The sequence below is a fragment of the Pseudomonas sp. RA_15y_Pfl2_54 genome (assembly GCF_963971015.1).
Classification (GTDB): domain Bacteria; phylum Pseudomonadota; class Gammaproteobacteria; order Pseudomonadales; family Pseudomonadaceae; genus Aquipseudomonas; species Aquipseudomonas baetica_A.
Genome location: NZ_CAXAPN010000006.1, coordinates 61,399 through 81,820, shown reverse-complemented (window position 1 = coordinate 81,820; position 20,422 = coordinate 61,399). Strand labels below are relative to the sequence as shown.

14 protein-coding genes and 2 pseudogenes are annotated in these 20,422 nt (G+C 57.3%); 7 read left to right on the top strand and 9 right to left on the bottom strand.

The annotated features are described in order from the left end of the window. Positions 1-24 precede the first annotated feature (24 nt). The 5 genes and pseudogenes from putP (at position 25) to AACY50_RS06235 (ending at position 6,671) form a co-directional block, all read left to right on the top strand. The gene (putP, locus tag AACY50_RS06255; protein WP_339432255.1) at positions 25-1,509 is read left to right on the top strand and encodes a sodium/proline symporter PutP; all 1,485 of its coding nucleotides are present in this window, start codon (positions 25-27) and stop codon (positions 1,507-1,509) included. Between the two features lie 250 nt (positions 1,510-1,759). Then, positions 1,760-3,763 (top strand): annotated as a pseudogene (locus AACY50_RS06250) (type VI secretion system Vgr family protein); the annotation flags it as partial. A 1,082-nt stretch (positions 3,764-4,845) separates the two neighbouring features. Next, on the top strand, positions 4,846-5,190 hold the full coding sequence (locus AACY50_RS06245) for a hypothetical protein (RefSeq protein ID WP_339538302.1): 345 nt from the start codon (positions 4,846-4,848) through the stop codon (positions 5,188-5,190). Between the two features lie 126 nt (positions 5,191-5,316). Further along, positions 5,317-6,039 carry a DUF4123 domain-containing protein gene (locus AACY50_RS06240; protein ID WP_339432257.1) on the top strand — a complete coding sequence of 241 codons (723 nt, stop codon included), beginning with the start codon at positions 5,317-5,319 and terminating at the stop codon, positions 6,037-6,039. A 332-nt stretch (positions 6,040-6,371) separates the two neighbouring features. Then, on the top strand, positions 6,372-6,671 hold the full coding sequence (locus AACY50_RS06235; protein ID WP_339465370.1) for a hypothetical protein: 300 nt from the start codon (positions 6,372-6,374) through the stop codon (positions 6,669-6,671). 8 nt (positions 6,672-6,679) lie between these two features. On the opposite strand, the gene AACY50_RS06230 is transcribed toward AACY50_RS06235, so the two are convergent. Genes AACY50_RS06230 through AACY50_RS06220 form a run of 3 tightly spaced genes read right to left on the bottom strand, consistent with a single transcriptional unit; the run spans position 6,680 to position 8,249 of the window. Then, positions 6,680-7,096 (bottom strand): hypothetical protein, encoded by a 417-nt coding sequence (locus AACY50_RS06230; RefSeq protein WP_267798225.1) that lies wholly within the window; start codon positions 7,094-7,096, stop codon positions 6,680-6,682. Next, positions 7,093-7,665 carry a type VI secretion system amidase effector protein Tae4 gene (locus tag AACY50_RS06225; RefSeq protein ID WP_339432259.1) on the bottom strand — a complete coding sequence of 191 codons (573 nt, stop codon included), beginning with the start codon at positions 7,663-7,665 and terminating at the stop codon, positions 7,093-7,095. The genes AACY50_RS06230 and AACY50_RS06225 overlap by 4 nt, the downstream gene beginning before the upstream one ends. Then, entirely contained in the window at positions 7,665-8,249 is a 585-nt protein-coding gene (locus tag AACY50_RS06220; protein ID WP_339432260.1) for a PAAR domain-containing protein, read from the bottom strand. The genes AACY50_RS06225 and AACY50_RS06220 overlap by 1 nt, the downstream gene beginning before the upstream one ends. Positions 8,250-8,377: 128 nt before the next feature. On the opposite strand from AACY50_RS06220, the pseudogene AACY50_RS06215 reads away from it, so the two are divergent. Next, positions 8,378-8,557, top strand: a pseudogene (locus AACY50_RS06215) (hypothetical protein); the annotation flags it as partial. A gap of 60 nt (positions 8,558-8,617) precedes the next feature. Here the strand turns inward: AACY50_RS06215 and AACY50_RS06210 are convergent. After that, positions 8,618-8,851: a hypothetical protein gene (locus tag AACY50_RS06210; protein ID WP_339432261.1), complete on the bottom strand. Its 234-nt coding sequence runs from the start codon at positions 8,849-8,851 to the stop codon at positions 8,618-8,620. Positions 8,852-9,150: 299 nt separating this feature from the next. On the opposite strand from AACY50_RS06210, the gene AACY50_RS06205 reads away from it, so the two are divergent. Further along, positions 9,151-9,990, top strand: a complete 840-nt coding sequence (locus tag AACY50_RS06205; RefSeq protein WP_339432262.1) for a 23S rRNA (adenine(2030)-N(6))-methyltransferase RlmJ — start codon at positions 9,151-9,153, stop codon at positions 9,988-9,990. A gap of 130 nt (positions 9,991-10,120) precedes the next feature. Here AACY50_RS06205 and msrA read toward each other — a convergent pair whose 3' ends face one another. The 5 genes from msrA to aceE form a co-directional block, all read right to left on the bottom strand. Beyond that, complete coding sequence (msrA, locus tag AACY50_RS06200; protein WP_339432263.1) at positions 10,121-10,786, bottom strand: peptide-methionine (S)-S-oxide reductase MsrA; 666 nt, start codon at positions 10,784-10,786, stop codon at positions 10,121-10,123. Positions 10,787-10,931: 145 nt separating this feature from the next. After that, entirely contained in the window at positions 10,932-13,628 is a 2,697-nt protein-coding gene (locus AACY50_RS06195; RefSeq protein ID WP_339538301.1) for a putative bifunctional diguanylate cyclase/phosphodiesterase, read from the bottom strand. A 253-nt stretch (positions 13,629-13,881) separates the two neighbouring features. Then, entirely contained in the window at positions 13,882-15,279 is a 1,398-nt protein-coding gene (locus tag AACY50_RS06190; RefSeq protein WP_339432265.1) for an alkaline phosphatase D family protein, read from the bottom strand. Positions 15,280-15,560: 281 nt separating this feature from the next. Then, entirely contained in the window at positions 15,561-17,519 is a 1,959-nt protein-coding gene (gene aceF / locus AACY50_RS06185; protein ID WP_339538300.1) for a dihydrolipoyllysine-residue acetyltransferase, read from the bottom strand. An 11-nt stretch (positions 17,520-17,530) separates the two neighbouring features. After that, positions 17,531-20,176 carry a pyruvate dehydrogenase (acetyl-transferring), homodimeric type gene (aceE, locus tag AACY50_RS06180; protein WP_339432267.1) on the bottom strand — a complete coding sequence of 882 codons (2,646 nt, stop codon included), beginning with the start codon at positions 20,174-20,176 and terminating at the stop codon, positions 17,531-17,533. Between the last annotated feature and the right edge of the window lie 246 nt (positions 20,177-20,422).

Sequence of the window (20,422 nt, the reverse complement as noted above, 5' to 3'; positions counted from 1 at the left end):
AAAACAAAGCCAGGGCGTAACTCAATGAGCGTAAGCAATCCAACCCTGATCACGTTCGTGATCTACATCGCAGCAATGGTGCTGATCGGCTTGATGGCCTATCGTTCCACCAACAACCTTTCTGACTATATTCTTGGCGGCCGCAGCCTGGGCAGTGTCGTAACGGCTCTGTCTGCCGGTGCTTCCGACATGAGTGGCTGGTTGCTGATGGGCCTGCCGGGCGCCATCTACATGTCCGGTCTGTCTGAAGGCTGGATCGCCATCGGTCTGGTGATCGGTGCCTACCTGAACTGGCTGTTCGTCGCCGGCCGTCTGCGTGTGCAGACCGAGCACAACGGCGATGCCTTGACCCTGCCGGACTACTTCGCCAGCCGTTTCGAAGACAAAAGCGGCCTGCTGCGGATCATCTCGGCGATCGTGATTCTGGTGTTCTTCACCATCTACTGCGCTTCCGGCATCGTGGCCGGCGCCCGTCTGTTTGAAAGCACCTTCGGCATGTCCTACGAGACGGCGCTGTGGGCCGGTGCTGCGGCGACGATTGCCTACACCTTTATTGGCGGTTTCCTCGCGGTGAGCTGGACTGACACCGTGCAAGCCACGCTGATGATCTTCGCTCTGATCCTCACGCCGATCATCGTGCTGCTGGCGACCGGTGGCGTCGACACCACGTTCCTGGCCATCGAAGCCAAGGACCCAAGCAACTTCGACATGCTCAAGGGCACCACTTTCATCGGCATCATCTCGTTGATGGGCTGGGGTCTGGGCTACTTCGGTCAGCCTCACATCCTCGCGCGTTTCATGGCCGCTGATTCGGTGAAATCGATTGCCAAGGCTCGCCGCATCTCCATGACCTGGATGATCCTGTGCCTGGCCGGCACCGTGGCGGTTGGCTTCTTCGGTATCGCTTACTTCTCGGCGCACCCGGAAGTGGCGGGCGCCGTCACCGAGAACCCTGAGCGTGTGTTCATCGAACTGACCAAAATCCTGTTCAACCCATGGGTTGCCGGTGTCCTGTTGTCGGCGATCCTGGCGGCAGTGATGAGTACCCTGAGCTGCCAGTTGCTGGTGTGCTCCAGTTCTTTGACTGAAGACTTCTACAAAACCTTCTTGCGCAAATCCGCTTCGCAGAAGGAACTGGTCTGGGTCGGTCGCACCATGGTGCTGCTGGTCGCACTGATCGCTATCGGTCTGGCGTCCAATCCGGATAACCGTGTACTGGGTCTGGTGTCCTACGCCTGGGCCGGTTTCGGTGCCGCGTTTGGTCCGGTTGTACTGATCTCGGTGATCTGGAAAGGCATGACCCGTGACGGCGCACTGGCCGGTATCCTGGTCGGCGCGATCACCGTGGTGGTCTGGAAGCATTTCGAGCTGATGGGTCTGTACGAAATCATCCCGGGCTTCATCTTCGCCAGCCTGGCGATCTACATCGTCAGCAAACTGGGCGAGCCAACCAAAGGCATGGTGCAGCGCTTCGAAGCGGCGGAAAAAGATTTCCACCTGAACAAGTGATTGCACTGAGCTGAGGCTCACAGAAAACGGCCCGACTCCTACAAGAGGCGGGCCGTTTTTTTGTGCCTGCAATTTCTCAAGACCATTGGATAACCCAGTGTTTGAGGGATGAGTCTGTAGTCGGATGCGCCGATATTCGAAGGCTTTTTCGACAAAAAAGGTAGGGTAAATCTGATTTTTCCGTCACCCAGTCCACACCCCTAGCCCCTCATGCAGAATCGCCCGCCCTCATTCTGCAGAGAGACATTGGATGTTCGCGCCTGCCAATCAACCGCGTTTCACGTTGACCCTCGAAGGCGCCCAGCATGACCTCAAGGTTCTTGAGTTCACGGGCAAGGAGGCCATCAGCCAACCCTTTCGTTTTGAGCTGGAACTGGTCAGCGAGCGGCCGGATCTGGACCTGGAAAGCCTGCTGCACTGTCAGGCGTTTCTGAGCTTTGATGCAGACGGTTCCGGCGTCCATGGTCAGATTTATCAGGTCGGGCAGGGCGACTCCGGGAAACGTCTGACGCGCTATCACGTAAGCCTTGTCCCGCGTCTGACATACCTTGGGCAGCGGATCAATCAGCGGATATTCCAGCATCAGAGCGTGCCGCAGATCGTGGCGCAGATCCTCAAGGATCACGCGATCCTGCGCGATGCCTTTGAGTTTCACCTCGGCAGCGACTACCCGCAGCGTGAATATTGCGTGCAATACGCCGAGAGCGATCTGGCGTTCATCCAGCGTCTGTGTGCTGAAGTCGGTATTCATTACCACTTTCAGCACAGTCCCGAAGGCCACTTGCTGGTGTTCGGCGATGATCAAACCGTGTTCCCGCGATTGGCCCGACCGAATCTGTATTTGCCGGGCAGTGGCATGGCGGGCGGAGCGCCAGCGATCAAGCGTTTCAACGTTCGCGTGCAAACCCGCACCAGCGTAGTCACTCGGCGCGACTACAACTTTGAAAAGCCGCGCCTGCAACTGGAAAGCCGCATCGACGGTGAGCAGCGCCCGGTGCTGGAGGACTATCACTTTCCCGGACAATTCGATAATCGTGAAACCGGTAAACACCTGGTTCAGCGGACACTTGAGCGCCATGCCGCCGATTACCGTCAGGCCGAAGGCATCAGCGATGAGTCGGCACTGGTTAGCGGACATTTCCTGCAACTCACCGAGCATCCGCGTCAGGACTGGAACGATCTCTGGTTGCTGACAGCCATTGAACACCGTGGCCGACAGCCGCAAGTGCTGGAGGAATCGGTGACCGGTGATGGGGAAGAGTTCCAGGGGTACCGTAATACCTTTCTCGCCACACCGTGGGACGCGTTCTTTCGCCCAGCCTTGGGGGCGAAGCCGCAGGTGCGCGGGTATCAACCCGCCGTCGTCACCGGGCCTCAGGACAGCGAAATACATTGCGACGAATACGGTCGGGTCAAGGTGCAACTGGCCTGGGACCGTGACGGCGAGTTCAACGAACATTCCAGTTGCTGGCTGCGGGTCGCCACGGGGTGGGCGCATGACGGCTACGGCAGCGTGCTGATCCCAAGAGTCGGCATGGAAGTGCTGGTCGGTTTCATCGACGCCGATGCCGATAAACCGTTGGTCATGGGCTGCCTGCCCAACGCTGCAACCCCAGTGCCGCTGGAACTGCCGGCCGAGAAAACCCGCAGCCTCTTCCGCAGCCAGAGCAGCCCCGGTGGCGGGGGCTACAACGAACTGCGCATCGAGGATAAAAAAGGCGCCGAGGAGATCTACCTGCGCGCCCAGCGCAACTGGACGCAGCATGTGCTGCACGATCAACAAGTGCAGGTCGACAACCAGCGCAGCATCGTCGTCACCGGCACCGCCAAACATGAATTGAAGGCCGACGAACAACGCATCACCCACGGCCAGCGCAAGGCCGAAGTGAAGCAGGACGATCATCTGACGGTTGTCGGCGATCGGCATATCCGCGTGAGCAATCAGGCGACCAGCGCCAGCGCGCAATTCCACGTCAGCGCCGGCCAGCAAGTGGTGATCGACGGCGGCGCGAGCGCGACGATTCAGGCGGGCGGGCAGTGGATCAACATCGGCCCCGGCGGGATCTTCAGCAGCGTGCCGATTGTTGTGGGTGGGGCGCCAATGGCGGCGATGAGCGCGGCGCCGAGTGTGCCGGGGTTGCCGGATACATTGGCGGCGGCGCCGGCGGCAATGCTGACTCCGGCGCAAATCATGAGTCTGAAGGGTGATGCGCCATTCTGCGAGGAATGTGAGCGTTGCAAGGACGGTGTCTGCCCGACGCCAAATGCATTGACCCAATCCCCAAAGTCCTCAGCCCGGCCGGCGCCTTCGGGCGCTGAGCCGGGCTTTCATATTGTTGAACAGGGAATGTCTCGGTCTGCACTGGAATCTACACTGTTCCCGCAGCCGGACCCGGCCGTGCTGGAGAAATTTCGTAGCCTCAATCCGCAACTCACCCAATACGCCAAACCCGGCCAACTGATCGTGCTGAGCGATCCGCGTAATACGCAATGCACTCGGGAAGAGGCGTTGCTGATGGAGGCGGCGCAGAAAGTTGATACGGCGTTGGCGCCAATGAGTGACTCGGAGGCCGAGTTTATGGCTCGACATCATGGGGAGATTGAGTCGTTTTTATCGCAGGGCTCTACGAGTGTCGGGATTGGAGCCGCGATGTTCAGTAATCACCTTAAAAATCTCGCCGGCACGTTGGATGAATTGGAGTCACTGCATAAGAAAACCTTCGATAAGCACGGCAAGCTTAAAGGTGCTGATTTCTTTGAAAAGCGAAAACAGTTGATGACGCAACTGGATAACAGCCTCAGCACCTTAATGCGAAAAATGGTCGGTTTGCCCGATCACCCCAACCTTAGGAAAGCGCTGGGCATTTCCAGTCGCAGCCTTGTCCATCACTGGAGCAAGGTGGGTTCTTCAGCCGGAATTCCGGGGTATGCGACGCATATTGAGGGGGTAAGTAAGGCGAGCAAGGTAATAAAGGTGGGGGGCTGGATCGGAGTTGGGCTACAGGCCACAGCATCGGGAATCAAGGTCAAGGAGACTTGTCGAGAGGGTACTGAAGAGGCTTGCAGGAGAGTGCGGTTCACCGAAAGTGGGAAATTTGGTGGAATTGTCATGGGCGGAGCCGCAGGAGCTGCAATAGCTGGCCCGGTGTGCGCCGCCATCGGACTCAGCACTTTGGGGGCAGGTGGAATCGCCTGCGGTCTTGTGTTGACTGGTTTGGGTACCGCTGTGCTGGGCAATACTTTCGGGGAGTGGGGCGAGCAAGGGGCAGATGTTGTCTATGAAGTACAGAATTGAGATCTGATATTGAAATACTCTTCCTGTTAAGTGGACTGGTATTGATTGCACTTATTTTTCTGTCGTCCTTGATTTTGCTGTTTGTCGCTTATTTTTTTGCGCGGGATATCTTTGAGTGTTTGAGCAATTCACCGGCTGTTATTTCTAGAAAACGCACCTTGGGGTGGGAGCCGATTGGCCGATTTCTATTTATTAGTAGTGTGGGCACGCTCATGATCTTTTCGCGTAAATCCATACGTAATGGAGAGCTGGACGCCAAAGATTACGAAGCCTTGCCAGTAGGCTTGCGGCGGATAATTTTGTTTTCCAATTGGATGATGTTGGTGTTAACCGCCATTGCAATAATCGGTGTGGTGTTGGGGAAGGTTAATGGTTGGTTGAGTTAACCACTTTTCGATAATCAATCTGTTTTTGTTATTCAGGTTGTCTCTTTACGCTGGTTTTTAACTCAGCCATTTGTTTTTGTAGATAACAGCATTCTCGATATTGTCGAGAGCTGCATAGGCCCTTGAATGAATAAACTAATTCCCCACCATTGGTTACAGCGTCAGCCGCTAATGGCCGATGAACAATTGTTTGCAGTTCTCAGCAGCGCCAGCGATGGCGAGCCATTCAAGATCTGGAGCGATTCAACTACCGCACAAGCGCCAAGTCCGATTTGGGCGGACACTATTTACGCTGAGTGGGATGCGGTGATGCCCTTCGTGGGAATTGTCGCTGTGGACAGTGAGTTTCTCGATTGGGTGGCGACTACTGAGTCTCTTGATTGGGGCTGGTTGGCGGTGTCTTCGGCGAGCCTGGAAGTGGTGGTCGAGCATTTTCGCAGCCTGACTCAGGTGCTGATGCCGAGTGGTAAAACGGTGTTTTTTCGGTTTTGGGATGGGCGGTTTTTGTTGCCGATCTTGAAGTCCGATGCAGTGGATGCGGCGCAGCTTTTGCCGATGATTTCACGCGGACTGATCAATGGTCAGGCCTTGGAAATCGGGGGGCGGGCGCAGGTTTCGGGGCGTGTGTTTCCTTGGTGGACGGTGCCTGACTCGGTGTTGGCTTCGGCGGGGGATGAAGTCCGCGTAGGCAACGCGGTGCAATGGCTGAGCGAGGAGCATCCCGCATTGTTCGAGGCGTTTCCCGAGGCGGTTTTGCGTTGCAAGGTCAGGCGGTTTTTTCAGGTTTCAATGTCGGAAGAATCGTCGCAATCGGCGTTGTTGGCGTATTTGCTGGCAGAGCTGGAGTGACATTTCCGGGCGAAGGCTTCGGACGTTTCCTTCGAGTTGCGGCGTTTTTCATGAACTGGTGGGCGGCGGGTTGCAGGGATAGTCTTTTCGTTGTCACTGCGAGAGTGGTGACAGGGTGTAGGAACCCTCGCTTTCATGACGTTACAGCTCGTTGGATTTTTGCGGCACTTGATTCAAGTCCATAAGATCGTTCACGGCGGCTGTGCGTGGGACACGCTTCGGCGTGACCGAGGTCCATGATTGCTCGGTTCCTACTCTTGCGCACAGCTGCCACCCAAACCTGTAGGAAGGTGCGTTGGCGGCTAACGTTTATCAATCATGGAGATAACAAAATGACGAACATGCACCCCGATCCACCCTACGAAAAAATCATCCCCCATCCCGACAACCGCTTCATGGCCCTCACCGGCAACTGCAGCGACATGCCCACCCTGTTCATCGACACCCACGTCCCCTCCGACATCCTGATGGACGCTGCCAACCACCGCATCCGAACCGTCGTCCAGGTGCTGGAAAACCTGTGCATGCGCGGCTCGATCGAGTGCGACTCGATGATCCTCAGCGACTTCGCCCAGCTCTGCGTGATCCCGTTGCGCGAAGGCTGCGATCTTTTGACGTTGAGGCAACGCTGAGCGCGTAATCAGTCTGAGATATACGCATCCTGCGACTTGATAAATGCTTCGAAGGCAGGTGAGTTGTAAATTTCGAGGCAAGAATAAAACACAACATTTTTGCCCGATTGCTTGCTGGTAGAAGAAGCCTTCGCATATGCGTCAGTCATGAATTTTTCGGTTTCCGCATAAGGGTCATGGATGACTTCAAGCGTATCTTCATTCTGCGATATTGCGTGTTGCCCTTTACCCATTGCGGAGTAGGCGCCAATAGCTAGTCCGATATCCGACTTGATGTCGGACTGATTTTTGAACTGATTCGATATGCAGTTGGCGAGACCGTAATTTTTCAGTGATGTCCTCGCACTGTTCACGTCTACTTCGCTTGCCAGGGCATTGCCAGATGCACCCAAAATGCTGAATGCGATGATTAGCTGGAACTTCATCCCTTTAACTCCCAAAAGTTGATCTTTTCCAGCGTTACGCCTGCCCGGTCGTAAGTGTGGCTATCTGGACGATGGTAGTCACTGTTGTCTCCGGTTGTGCTGCCATTCCACAAAGTCGCATGACCTGTAGCATCGAGCCATCCGGTGATCTCCATGATAATCACGCCTTTCTTGCCATTGATGAAATCCGCCTCACTCATTTTTAGCTCGCGATCCGGAGCGCCCCAGTTGTGTTTCAGGAACGTCAAAAAATCTGCGACTTTCATGATGTAGGGGAGTTGGTCTGCGCCGGCCAGACGATAAATGGACTTGCTCGGAATGATCGTTCCTTTCGGAATTTTGTATCCACCATAATTAAATCCCCTGCTTATCCTCAGTGCGCAAGCGTTCGCGTAAGCGTCAGGCTTTTCTGCTCGGGCTGCCTCAACGTTACCCCCAACAAGCGCATAAACATCAATCGAGCTTTTCAGGCCAACTTCTGCGTAAGCAGTCCACAGAGTGCTGAATTTTGGACGCTTTACGACGATGTTAGTGTTTACGCCACCTGAGCTGATATTGAGCTGAGCCATTAGACCTCACCTTCCATGTCGAAGACTTCACCTTGAAAAGCGTTTGGAATAATCGCTATACCTTTCGCCCCCACGGTGCCGGACAGAGTTTTTTCTGCTGCACCCGTGATCGTCACACTAACGATCTCGCCGGGTGAGTAACCCGAAGTTTTTACATGAATATTCAGGTCGGTGTAGAAGCGAGAAACCGAGTCGACCGGAATCTGGCTCTCCCCATATGAAAGCGTAATGCGTTGAATACTCTTTGGTTTGGGTATCAAAGGGATGATGGCTGAGAAGCTCGCAGCGCTGTGTTCGCCGCCGCCAAAGACGGATGATTGACCAGAGAGAACAGTGTTGGATTTCGGTGGACAACCACACGCTACATAATCGCCCTCTAGCGCAACCGGCCCTGCAGGTAGAGTGACTGTTCTTGGTCCGACAGCGACGATGGGGCCTTTGCCAGGAGGGCATACAGGGCAACTGGCTATGTGGCCGATGGACGAAGTGCTCACGGCGTAATCAATGTTAATTCCGACGTTTCCTTCCAGTACCGAGCCTCCTGTTGAAGTTGGAGCACCGATTCCGATCACCTTTCTACCCATGTAAATTTCCCTCTTTACAGGTTTTAAGTGAGACGGATCTTCGCATTCCCTCTGCGATTGGAACGACGTGAATTCAGTAGGAAGATGTTTCTTTATGTTGCTTTTGTCGCGATGTGGCGTGGACGGTCGCCGCCAACTACCGCATACGCACGGTCGTCCAGGTGCTGGAAAACCTGTGCATGCGCGGCTCGATCGAATGCGATTCCCTCATCCTTAGCGACTTCGCCAAACTCTGCGCCATTCCCTTGCGCGACGGCTGTGATTTGCTCGGCGTCATCGGTCGACGCTTGGGCGCCACGCCTTCCTGATACCGCGAGATCAAAAGATCGCATTTGCAAGCATGTTTGTTGGCATGGTTATTTTTGCTGTTAGATCTTTTCCACATTCCCCAGGAGTCTTCCCGCCGGGCCGTCAGATACGGTAAAGCTGACCTTATCGCCCTTTTTCAGATTCGGGTTGGCTGGAGTTGTTACGCTAAGCTCTCCGCTGTTGTCATCGGGCTGAACAGACACAGAATACGTTGGATAAACTCCGTTCGGATCTACGGTATAGGTTCCGCTGACGGTGCCCTTGCCCGGTGTAACTACAATATCCTTTGCCATTTCCAGCCTCCTTCCATCAATAAAAAATACTCGGCAATCGATTCATTCGTGCCTTGGGAACTATCAGTCAGCATTGCTGGCGGCGCTACTGTCAGACCTGACAGGTAGTTGACGGAATAATGACCGTTTGTCTGAGTCGGTCGTACTCTCCACGAAAAATCGCAGCCTTGATACAGACTGCTCGGGATCATCTGTAGTGTCGAAGGCTGCGATCTTTTGACGTTGAGGCCCTCTCGGCTGCCAACCCCTGACTTGCCGCCCGGTAAAAGGTAAACTTTGCGCCCTTCGCAGGAGCAGCCATGAATTATCGTCACGCCTTCCATGCCGGCAATCACGCCGATGTGTTCAAACACCTGACCTTGACCCGTCTCATCGCCTTGATGTCGCGCAAGGAGCAGCCGTTTGCCTATCTCGACACGCACGCCGGCATCGGTCTGTATGACTTGCAGGGCGATCAGGCCAACCGTACCGGTGAGTACCTGGAAGGCATCGCGCGCTTATGGGATCAGCCGGATCTGCCGGCGCTGACCGCCGACTATATGAAGGTGCTGCACGAGATGAACCCGGATGGCCAACTGCGCTACTACCCGGGTTCGCCGGAGCTGGCGCGGCGCCTGACCCGGCCGCAGGACCGGGTGATGCTCAACGAGAAACACCCGGAAGACGGCGTGCTGCTCAAGGACAACATGGCCGGTGATCGCCGGGTAAAAGTGCATCTGGGCGAGGGCTGGCATGTGGCGCGGGCGATGTTGCCGGTGCAGGAAAAGCGCGCGGTGATGTTGATTGACCCGCCGTTCGAACAGCTCGACGAGATGCAGCGTTGCGCAGCGTCGTTGAAAGAGGCGATTGGCCGGATGCGCCAAACCGTGGCGGCGATCTGGTATCCGGTGAAGGATCAGCGTGCATTGCGCCGTTTCTATCAGGACTTGGCTGGCACCGGTGCGCCGAAGTTGTTGCGCGTAGAACTGCTGGTGCATCCGCTGGACACGCCGAACAGCCTGAACGGTTCGGGCATGGCGATCGCCAATCCGCCGTGGGGGCTGGAGGAAGAATTACGTGAGCTGCTGCCGTGGTTGTCGAAGAAGCTGGGGCAGACCCGGGGCGGGTGGCAGATGGACTGGTTGATTGCCGAGAGTTGATCAACGGCAAGATTAAAAGATCGCAGCCTTCGGCAACTCCTACCCAGTTCGGCGTCGTCCACGCAATGTGCGTACGACCTTTGATCTCCTGTAGGGGCTGCCGAAGGCTGCGATCTTTTGCTTTAAAGGGTCAGTTACCCGCCAGGCTCGGTGGCATGCACACGCCGGTGCCGCCAATCCCGCAATAACCCTCAGGGTTCTTCGCCAGATACTGCTGGTGATACGCCTCGGCGAAGTACACGGTTGGTGCCTGCTCGATCTCGGTGCTGATCTCACCCAGGCCCGCCTTCGACAACTCGGCCTGGTAGGTCGCTTTGCTCTTCAGCGCCGCGTCCAGTTGTTCAGGTGTGGTCGCGTAGATCACCGAGCGGTACTGGGTGCCGATATCGTTACCCTGGCGCATGCCTTGTGTCGGGTTATGCAGTTCCCAGAACATCGCGAGCAGTGCTTCGTAGCTGACTTGCGCTTTGTCATACACCACCAGCACCACTTCAGCATGGCCGGTCAGGCCTGAGCAGACTTCTTCGTAAGTCGGGTTCGGTGTGAAACCGCCGGCGTAACCGACCACGGTGCTGACCACGCCTTCACGCTGCCAGAAGCGGCGTTCGGCGCCCCAAAAACAGCCCAGACCGAAAATCGCAAAATCGACGTCCTGGAAAAACGGGCCAAGCAGCGGGGTTTCTTCGAAGACGAAGTGTTTTTCCGGCAGGGTCATCGCAGTTTCGCGGCCGGGCAGAGCTTGATCTTTAGTGGGGAGCACGTTTTTGTTCACCAGAATTTCCGAGCGCAGAACCATGATCGTTCCTCTCAGTCAGGATGGGATGTAAAAAATCAGACCGCCAGTGTGCCCAATGATGCCCGATTTCGCACTATTCAAATGTGGGAGCGACGGTGCGACGATTCCACAGGGGAAATTCATCGACAGGGGAGATCTGTGGTGCTCAGAGGCAGAGCGGGCCGCGTGGGTAGCGTTTGAGGGCCTGGATCAGCTCGGCGCCCGGGATTGGCCGATCGAACAGGTAGCCTTGGCCGACATCGCAGCGATGACGACGCAGGAACGCCAGTTGCTCGGCAGTCTCGATACCTTCGGCCACGACTTTGAGTTTCAGGTTGTGGGCCATGGCGATCACCGCGGAGGTGATTTCCATGTCGTCCTGGTTGTCGGGGATTTCGTGGATGAAACTGCGATCGATCTTGATGACGTCGATCGGGAATTTTTTCAGGTAGCTGAGCGATGAATAACCGGTGCCGAAGTCGTCCATGGCCAGGGTCAGGCCCAGGCGCTTGAGCTGATCGAGCTGCAGGTGCGTGTCTTCGGTGGCTTCGAGCAGCAGGCCTTCGGTCAGTTCCAGTTCGAGCAGATTGGCCGGCAACGCTTCTTCCTTGAGGATGTTGGCGATGGAGGAGACCAGGTCCGGATCGGAGAATTGCTTGGGCGACAGGTTGATCGCCACTTGCAGATTGTCCATCCCGGCGGCGGTCAGGGCTTTGCTCATGCGGCAGGCCTGACGGGCGATCCACTTACCGATCGGAATGATCAGACCGGTTTCTTCGGCGACGCTGATGAACTGGTCCGGGCGAATCATCCCGCGTTCCGGATGATTCCAGCGCAACAGTGCTTCCATGCCCAGCAGGCGACCGCTGCGCAGGCATAGTTTTGGCTGGTAGAACACGTCCAGTTCATTCTGGGTCAGGGCGCGGCGCAGGTTGTTCTCAACGAACAGTTTGTAACTGGCCTCGGCATTCAGCGCTTCGGTAAAGACTTGCACCTGATGTTTGCCGTTGGCCTTGGCCTTGTGCAGGGCCAAACCGGCGTTACGCATCAGGGTTTGTGGATCACGGCCGTGCAGCGGCGCGCAGGCCAGGCCTACGGAGCCGGTGACGCTGATCAGTTGGTTGTCGACGAACATCGGTTTGTCGAGGGTCATCAGCAACTGGCTGGCGATCTGTTGGCCGGCCTCAAGGTCGGTGTTGTCGAGCAACACAGCGAATTCGTTACTGGCGAAACGGGCGAGGCTGCCGCTCGGGCTCAGGCTGTTGCGCAGACGGCGGGCGAGGCTGATCAACAGTTTGTCGCCGGTCTGATGGCCGAGGCTGTCGTTGATCCGTTTGAAATTGTCGATGTCCACCAGCAGCAGGCTGATCGGGGTATCGCTATCCCGGGCGAAGCGTTCGTCCAGATTACGGATAAATGCAGGCCGGTTGCCGAGGTTGGTCAGGTTGTCGGTGTACGCCAAACGCTCGATGCGTTGTTGCGCCAGTTTGGTCTGGGTGATGTCTTCGTAGATGCCGATGTAATGCGTCAGCTCACGGTTGTCGCCGTACACCTTGGAGATCGACAACTGGCCCCAGTACGGTTCGAGGTTTTTGCGGCGGCTCTTGAATTCGCCCTGCCAACTGTTGCTCTTGGCCAGCGCCGAGGGCGCGTCGAACAGCAGTTCGCTGAGGTTTTCCAGGGCCGGCAGTTCCGACAGGCGCTGGCCGTGGACTTCCTCGGTGGTGTACTGGGTGATGGCGGTGAAGCTGGGGTTGACGTACTCGACCACGCCGTCGCAGTTGACCAGCAAAAACGCGTTGGCACTTTGCTCGACCGCACGCTGGAACAGATGCAGGGCGCTGGTGGCGGTGCGGCGATTGTGGTTGTTGATCACTTGTGCGAACTGGTCGGCCAGTTCGCCGGCAAAGGCGATTTCATCGGACTGCCAGGCGCGGGTGACGCCGGTCTGTTCCAGGCACAACACGCCGACTACGTGGCCGTCGACGCGGATGCTGGCGTCGAGCATGGCATTGACGTCACGCGGGCGCAGGGCCTCGGCCATTTCGCGGGTACGCGGGTCACGCATCGCGTTGTGGGCGTCAATGGCGCGGCTACTGTGCAGCGCCTCCATATAGTCGGGGAAGCTGCTCACGTCGATCACGTCGGGCAGGATGTACTCCTGCGTTGCGCGGTGGTAAGCCGAGATCGGCACCAGTTGCTGGCCGTCGAGGTTCCACAGGCTGGCGCAGTCGATTTCGTAGATGTCGCAGGCACTGCGAGTGATCAGTTCGGCGGCTTCTTGCAGCGAGTTGTGCGTGCTGTAGCGCTGACGGGCGAGCAGCAGAATCAAATCTTGCTGGGCACGCACGCGTTCGAGGTGTTGCAGTTGTTCCTGCTGGGCGCGCTGGTTCAGTTCAAGGGCGATTTGCAGTCGGGAATTCTGGGTTTCGAGGTCAACGGAGGGCAGTGCTTGCGCATCGTCAAAGACCTTGTCAACCGCCAGCAGATAGCCGCGCAGCAGATGGCGGTTGTGCTGTTTATACGCCTCGCCGAGTTCGAGGATACTCAACATGCCTGCCATGGTGTGCAACGTATAGCGCACCAGATAGTACGGGCCCACGCTGAGCTGCTGCTGGATCGCGTCGTGCAGTTGATAACGCGCTTCGGGTTCCATCAGGCTGGCGTAAGGCGAGCCGACCAGCGCGCAGAGCTCGACGGCCGGTTGACCGAACTGGCGTTCGCAGTTGGGATCAAGAAACAGCATCGCCCAGCTGGCTTCATTCAAGCGCTCGAAACGCAGCATGCCGAGCCGCGAGGGCACAGGCAACTGCGTCACTACCTCGGCCGCCGTACGGCTGGCGGCATCGGGTTGGCTCTTCATGAAGGAAACTCGCTTGGAAATATGCTGAACGCGCCGGGCTCTCGCCCTCTTTACTGTTGCCTGCGGCAAGGTTGCATCATTGCGGCACTGACTGACAAGAGTGATGAAGGCCAAGTGCTATAAGAATGTGTCGGCTGCTCGGAGCATTTCTGCAGTGGGGGCGATAAAAGAGCCAAAGATCGCAGCTTGCGGCAGTGCCTGCGGGGGGTTGCAACCTATGCAGGCGCCGCCGAAGACTGCGATTTTTTGCGTTTCAGCGCAATTTCAGGCTGATGGTTTGCAGCTTTTTCCCGTTCTGATCGTGGTAATTGACCAAGATTTGATCAGTCTCGACCACCAGGTGGGCGAAGTTGTCCTCGCCGACCACCTCGCTGGTCAATTCATGCACATAGTCGCCCGCCGCCGTGCGCACCAACGGCTGATCAAGGATGAAGGTGGACGCCTTGGCGTACGGCAAGAGTTTGCTGTTGCACAGCGGCGAGGAAACGATGGTGTGGACTTCAAAGTCCGGATCCTGGCTGTGTGTCAGGCGCGACGTCAGCGAGCCGTGTACGTCGCCAGAAACGAACACGACATTTTTGATCTGTCGGGTGCGGATGGTTTCGAGCAGGCGCAGACGCTGTTCCGGAAAGGCTTTCCAGGCGTCATCGCCGTGAAACTTGCGATCCGGGTAAAACATGACACTGGTGACCACGAACTTGACCCGTGCCGGGCTGTTGATCAGCCATTTAAGCAATGCTTGCTCTTGCGCCTCATCGAGAATGCGTCGGTCACTGGCTGACAAGTTGCGGCGAGTGCGACTGTCGGTCACAAACCACTCGATATCGCCGTCACTGAATTGGTACCAATAGTGCTTAAGCGTTGAACGATCAACTTGACCACTCGTTGTCAGTGCGTGTGCCGGGCTGTGACTGACTTGATACAACTCATACGCGGCCATGGCATTGCGATACAACTCATGATCGGATTTACCGGCGTTTGCCGGCCAGTTGTCTTCGATTTCATGATCATCAAGAATCATGTAGGTCGACGTCGTTGACATCAGTCGTTGTATGTTGGGTTGTGAAAACGCTGCGCGGTACTTTGCAAGAATATCTTTATATTCCCGATCCGGTGCAATCAGGTTCAGGTCATCGACATAGATTTGATCTCCGGTCATGAGTGTTGCACTGATCGGCGGCTGTGCGCCTTCGATCAACTGGTTGATAGATGCAAAGATCCGGTCGCCTAAATGGGGCAGCGACGCGATACCTGCCGTCATGCGCAGGTAGCGGCATGAGCCGACGATGTATGCACGAGGTTGCAAGGCTTTGCTGGAGCGGGTGCGAAACCGGTAAATCTCCCTCGGCCACTGCAGCGGCAACTCCGCCACACTGTGAACGGTATGCACGGGATTCATCGGGCTGAACCATACTGCCTGGTACTCATACTCGGTATCAGTGCTCAAGTTGTTGAGTGTCAGTACTTCCGTCATGTCGCGTAGCGCGCTTAACTTGGCGAACGTACCTTTTGACCAGTGTTGTGATCCGGAACTGCGGTAACGGATTGCAGCAAATACTGCTGCATTGCTTTGATAATCGCCGCGAATAAGAATTCGCGCATGGTTAGTTGTGATGTGACCTATGAGTGGGCCAATAGTCGGTTTGAACATGTTCGAATCCATTCGAATTAACGTTTGATTGGGAATAACTAAGGCAAGAATTTTTAGTTAACTTTGCTGTGTCAAGACTAGTTATGTAGGGAATAAAAATATCGTCGCGAAGTGGACGGTGGTCGTAGCTGATGTCAGTACAACCTGTGGGAAAAAACCGCAGCTTGGTTTTCGCGAGACAAAAAAAAGCCCCGTCAAACTGACGGGGTTGAGGTACGAGCGTGTGGCGCTCGAAAACGTGAAACGCAAGCGGCCCTCCATTGCCGGAGGGCCGCTTGGGATTACAGCAGGATGGTGCGGATGTCCGCCAGCAGGCTGCCCAGACGCTGGGTGAAGCGTGCAGCGGCGGCGCCGTTGATCACTCGGTGATCGTAGGACAGCGACAGTGGCAGCATCAGTTTCGGCTGGAAGGCTTTGCCGTCCCAGACTGGCTGGATGGTTGCCTTGGAAACACCGAGAATCGCCACTTCCGGCGCGTTGACGATCGGCGTGAAGCCGGTGCCGCCAATGTGGCCGAGGCTGGAAATGGTGAAGCAGGCGCCTTGCATGTCGTCAGCGGTGAGCTTCTTGTCGCGGGCTTTGGCGGCCAGCGCAGCGGCTTCGGCTGCCAGTTGCAACAGGCTCTTCTGGTCGACGTTCTTGATGACCGGTACCAGCAGGCCATCCGGGGTGTCGACGGCGAAGCCGATGTTCACGTATTTCTTGCGGATGATCGCTTTGCCGCTTGGCGCCAGCGAACTGTTGAAGTCCGGCAGTTCCTTGAGCATGTGCGCGCACGACTTGAGCAGCAGCGGCAGGATGGTCAGCTTGACGCCAGCCTTCTCTGCAACGGCTTTCTGGGCAACGCGGAACGCTTCCAGCTCGGTGATATCAGCCGAATCGAACTGGGTCACGTGCGGGATGTTCAGCCAGCTGCGGTGCAGGCTCGACGCGCCGATCTGCATCAGGCGAGTCATCGGCACTTCTTCGATTTCGCCGAAACGGCTGAAGTCGACGACCGGAATCGGCGGGATGCCCGCGCCACCGGTTGCGCCAGCAGCAGCGGCCGGTGCTTCCTTGGCCTTCTGCATCATCGCTTTGACGTAAACCTGAACGTCTTCCTTGAGGATGCGACCGTGTGGGCCGCTGGCGCCGACCGCATTAAGTTCAACACCGAACTCACGGGCCAGTTGACGCACGGCAGGGCCGGCGTGCACTTTGGCGCCCGGTTTGGCCGGCGCCGCAACCGGCGCGGCGGCAGCAGGTGCAGCGACTGCCGGAGCAGCAGCGGCAGGCGCTGGAGCACTTGGCGCAGCAGCGGCTGGAGCCGGGGCAGCCGCAGGGGCCGCGCCTTTGACTTTCAGCTTGAGGATCAGGTCGCCGGTGCCGACTTCGTCGTCCAGCTTGATGGAAACGCTTTCCACCACGCCAGCGGCAGGCGATGGAATTTCCATGCTCGCCTTGTCGGATTCCAGGGTGATCAGCGATTGGTCAGCCTCGACGGTGTCACCAGCCTTGACCAACACTTCGATGATCTTGGCCTTGCCGGCCGAACCGATGTCCGGGACATGGATGTCCTGAACGCTGTCGGCCACTGGGGCTGCCGGGGCTGCCGCAGGAGCAGGTGCAGCAGCGGCTGGCGCAGCAGCCTGAGCCGGAGCGGCTGCAGCCGGCGCCGCAGCACCTGCCACTTCCAGGTCCAGAATCAGGTCGCCCGTGCCGACTTCGTCGTTGAGCTTGACGCTGATGGCCTTGACCACGCCCGCAGCAGGCGACGGGATTTCCATGCTCGCCTTGTCGGACTCCAGAGTGATCAGCGATTGATCAGCCTCGACGGTGTCGCCGACCTTGACCTGAATCTCAATGATCTGGGCCTTGCCCGACGAGCCGATGTCCGGCACGTGCACTTGCTGAACCGAAGCGGCAGCCGGGGCCGCGGCTGGTGCGGCAGCAGCAGGTGCGGCGGCCGGTTTTTCTTCGGCTTTGGCGGCAGGCGCGGCGGCAGGCGCAGGGGCCGCTTGCGCAGCGCCCTCGACTTCCAGCTCAAGCAGTTCGTCGCCTTCTTTCAGGCGGTCGCCCAGCTTCACTTTCAGGCTTTTGATGACGCCGGCCTTCGGGGCCGGCACTTCCATGCTGGCCTTGTCCGATTCCAGAGTCAGGATGCTCTGGTCGGCTTCGATGCGGTCGCCGACCTTCACAAACAGTTCAATTACTTCACCTTCACCGCTGCCGATGTCAGGTACGCGAATGAGTTCGCTCACAGGGTTTCTCCTCAGCAGTCCAGTGGGTTGCGTTTTTCCGGGTCGATGCCGAACTTGGTGATGGCTTCAGCCACGACCTTAGGTTCGATATCGCCACGGTCAGCCAGTGCTTCCAGGGCTGCCAGCACCACGAAATGACGGTCGACTTCGAAGAAATGACGCAGTTTCTTGCGGCTGTCGCTGCGGCCGAAACCGTCGGTGCCCAGGACTTTGAATTCCTTGGACGGTACCCACTGACGGATCTGCTCGGCGAACAGCTTCATGTAGTCGGTGGATGCAATGACCGGACCTTTACGGCCGCTCAGGCATTCTTCGACGTAGCTCTGCTTAGGCTTCTGGCCAGGTTTCAGACGGTTGCTGCGCTCTACGGCCAGGCCGTCGCGACGCAGTTCGTTGAAGCTGGTGACGCTCCATACGTCAGCGCCGATGTTGAACTCTTCACGCAGGATCTTCGCCGCTTCACGCACTTCACGCAGGATGGTGCCGGAGCCCATCAGCTGTACGTGGTGGGCTGCTTCGCGGGTGTCTTCTTCAAGCAGGTACATGCCTTTCTTGATGCCTTCTTCGGCACCGGCCGGCATGGCTGGCTGCTGGTACGACTCGTTCATCACGGTGATGTAGTAGAAGATGTCCTGTTGCTCTTCGGTCATCTTCTTCATGCCGTCCTGAATGATCACCGCCAGCTCGTAGCCGTAGGTCGGATCGTAGGTGCGGCAGTTCGGGATGGTGGCAGCCAGCAGGTGGCTGTGACCGTCTTCGTGCTGCAGACCTTCACCGTTCAGGGTGGTACGGCCGGCGGTGCCGCCGATCAGGAAGCCACGGGTACGGCTGTCGCCAGCGGCCCAGGCCAGATCGCCAATACGCTGGAAGCCGAACATCGAGTAGAAGATGTAGAACGGCAGCATCGGCTGGTTGTGGCTGGAGTACGAAGTACCGGCGGCGATGAAGGAACTCATGGCGCCCGCTTCGTTGATGCCTTCCTCAAGGATCTGACCTTTCTGGTCTTCCTTGTAGAACATCACCTGGTCTTTATCGACTGGCTCGTAGAGCTGGCCAACGGACGAGTAGATGCCCAGTTGACGGAACATGCCTTCCATACCGAAGGTACGGGCTTCGTCCGGGATGATCGGTACGATGCGCGGGCCGATTTCCTTGTCCTTGACCAGTTGCGCGAGGATCCGCACGAACGCCATGGTGGTGGAAATTTCGCGGTCGCCGGAACCGTCGAGGATGGCCTTGAGGGTGTCCAGGTCCGGCGTCGGTACGCTGAAGCTCTTTGCGCGGCGCTGAGGCACGAAACCGCCCAGTGCAGTGCGACGCTCGCTCAGGTAACGGGCTTCGGCGCTGTTTGGCTCTGGCTTGAAGAACGGCAGGTTCTCCAGCTCTTCGTCCTTGACCGGAATGTCGAAGCGGTCGCGGAACAGCTTCAGGCTTTCAACATCGACTTTCTTGGTGTTGTGCGCGGTGTTTTTCGCTTCGCCGGCACCGGTGCCATAACCCTTGATGGTCTTGGCCAGGATGACGGTCGGTTGTTCTTTGTGGTTGACCGCTTCGTGGTACGCCGCGTAGACCTTGTACGGGTCGTGGCCGCCACGGTTGAGTTTCCAGATCTCGTCGTCGGACAGGTCTGCAACCATCGCCTTGAGTTCTGGCGTGTTGAAGAAGTGTTCACGGACGAACGCGCCGTCTTTGGCTTTGTAGTTCTGGTACTCGCCGTCAATGACTTCGTCCATGCGACGTTGCAGGATGCCGTCGACGTCTTTGGCCAGCAGTGGGTCCCAGAAACGGCCCCAGATGACTTTGGTCACGTTCCACTGAGCACCGCGGAACACGCCTTCGAGTTCCTGGATGATCTTGCCGTTGCCGCGAACCGGGCCGTCCAGGCGCTGCAGGTTGCAGTTGATGACGAAGATCAGGTTGTCCAGTTTCTCGCGGCCGGCCAGGGAGATCGCGCCCAGGGATTCGGGCTCGTCGCACTCGCCGTCGCCCAGGAAGCACCAGACTTTCTGTTTGCCCGGCTGGATGAAACCGCGATGTTCCAGGTACTTCATGAAGCGTGCCTGGTAAATCGCCTGGATCGGGCCCAGACCCATCGATACGGTCGGGAACTGCCAGAAGTCAGGCATCAGCCAAGGGTGCGGGTAGGACGACAGGCCCTGACCGTCGACTTCCTGGCGGAAGTTGTTCATCTGGTCTTCGGTGATGCGGCCTTCCATGAACGCACGGGCATATACGCCTGGCGAGGTGTGGCCCTGGAAGTAGATCAGGTCGCCGCCGTGTTCGTCGGTCGGGGCCTGGAAGAAATAGTTGAAGCCGATGTCATACAGGGTCGCGCTGGAAGCGAAGCTGGAGATGTGACCACCCAGGTCAGAATCTTTCAGGTTCGTACGCATTACCATGGCCATCGCGTTCCAGCGTACCAACGAGCGAATGCGGCGTTCCATGAACAGGTCGCCAGGCATGCGTGCTTCGTGGGTTACCGGGATGGTGTTGCGGTAAGGCGTGGTGATGGCGTAAGGGAGCTGCGAGCCGCTGCGGGTCGCGAGTTCACCCATACGGGTCATCAGATAGTGAGCACGGTCTTCGCCTTCTTTGTCGAGAACCGATTCCAGGGCGTCCAGCCATTCCTGGGTTTCGACGGGATCGAGGTCTTGCATGGCTTGCTCCAGGGCGGAAAGGCTTCCAGAATCGGTTGCCTGAGTTTGCGACTGGCCTTGTGGGCAGACGATTTAAAATTCTTGGATTGCCGACAGGTTGTTCCGGCGGCGTGTAGTTTTACTACAAATCTTCCGGCATTTCAGCCTTTCGGATGTATAGACGAGTAGTAAAACTACAGATGAAAGGCTTGTGGCCTCTGACTGCGTTGTGAGAATAATCGTTAAGGTTGGTCGATTACCATCCAG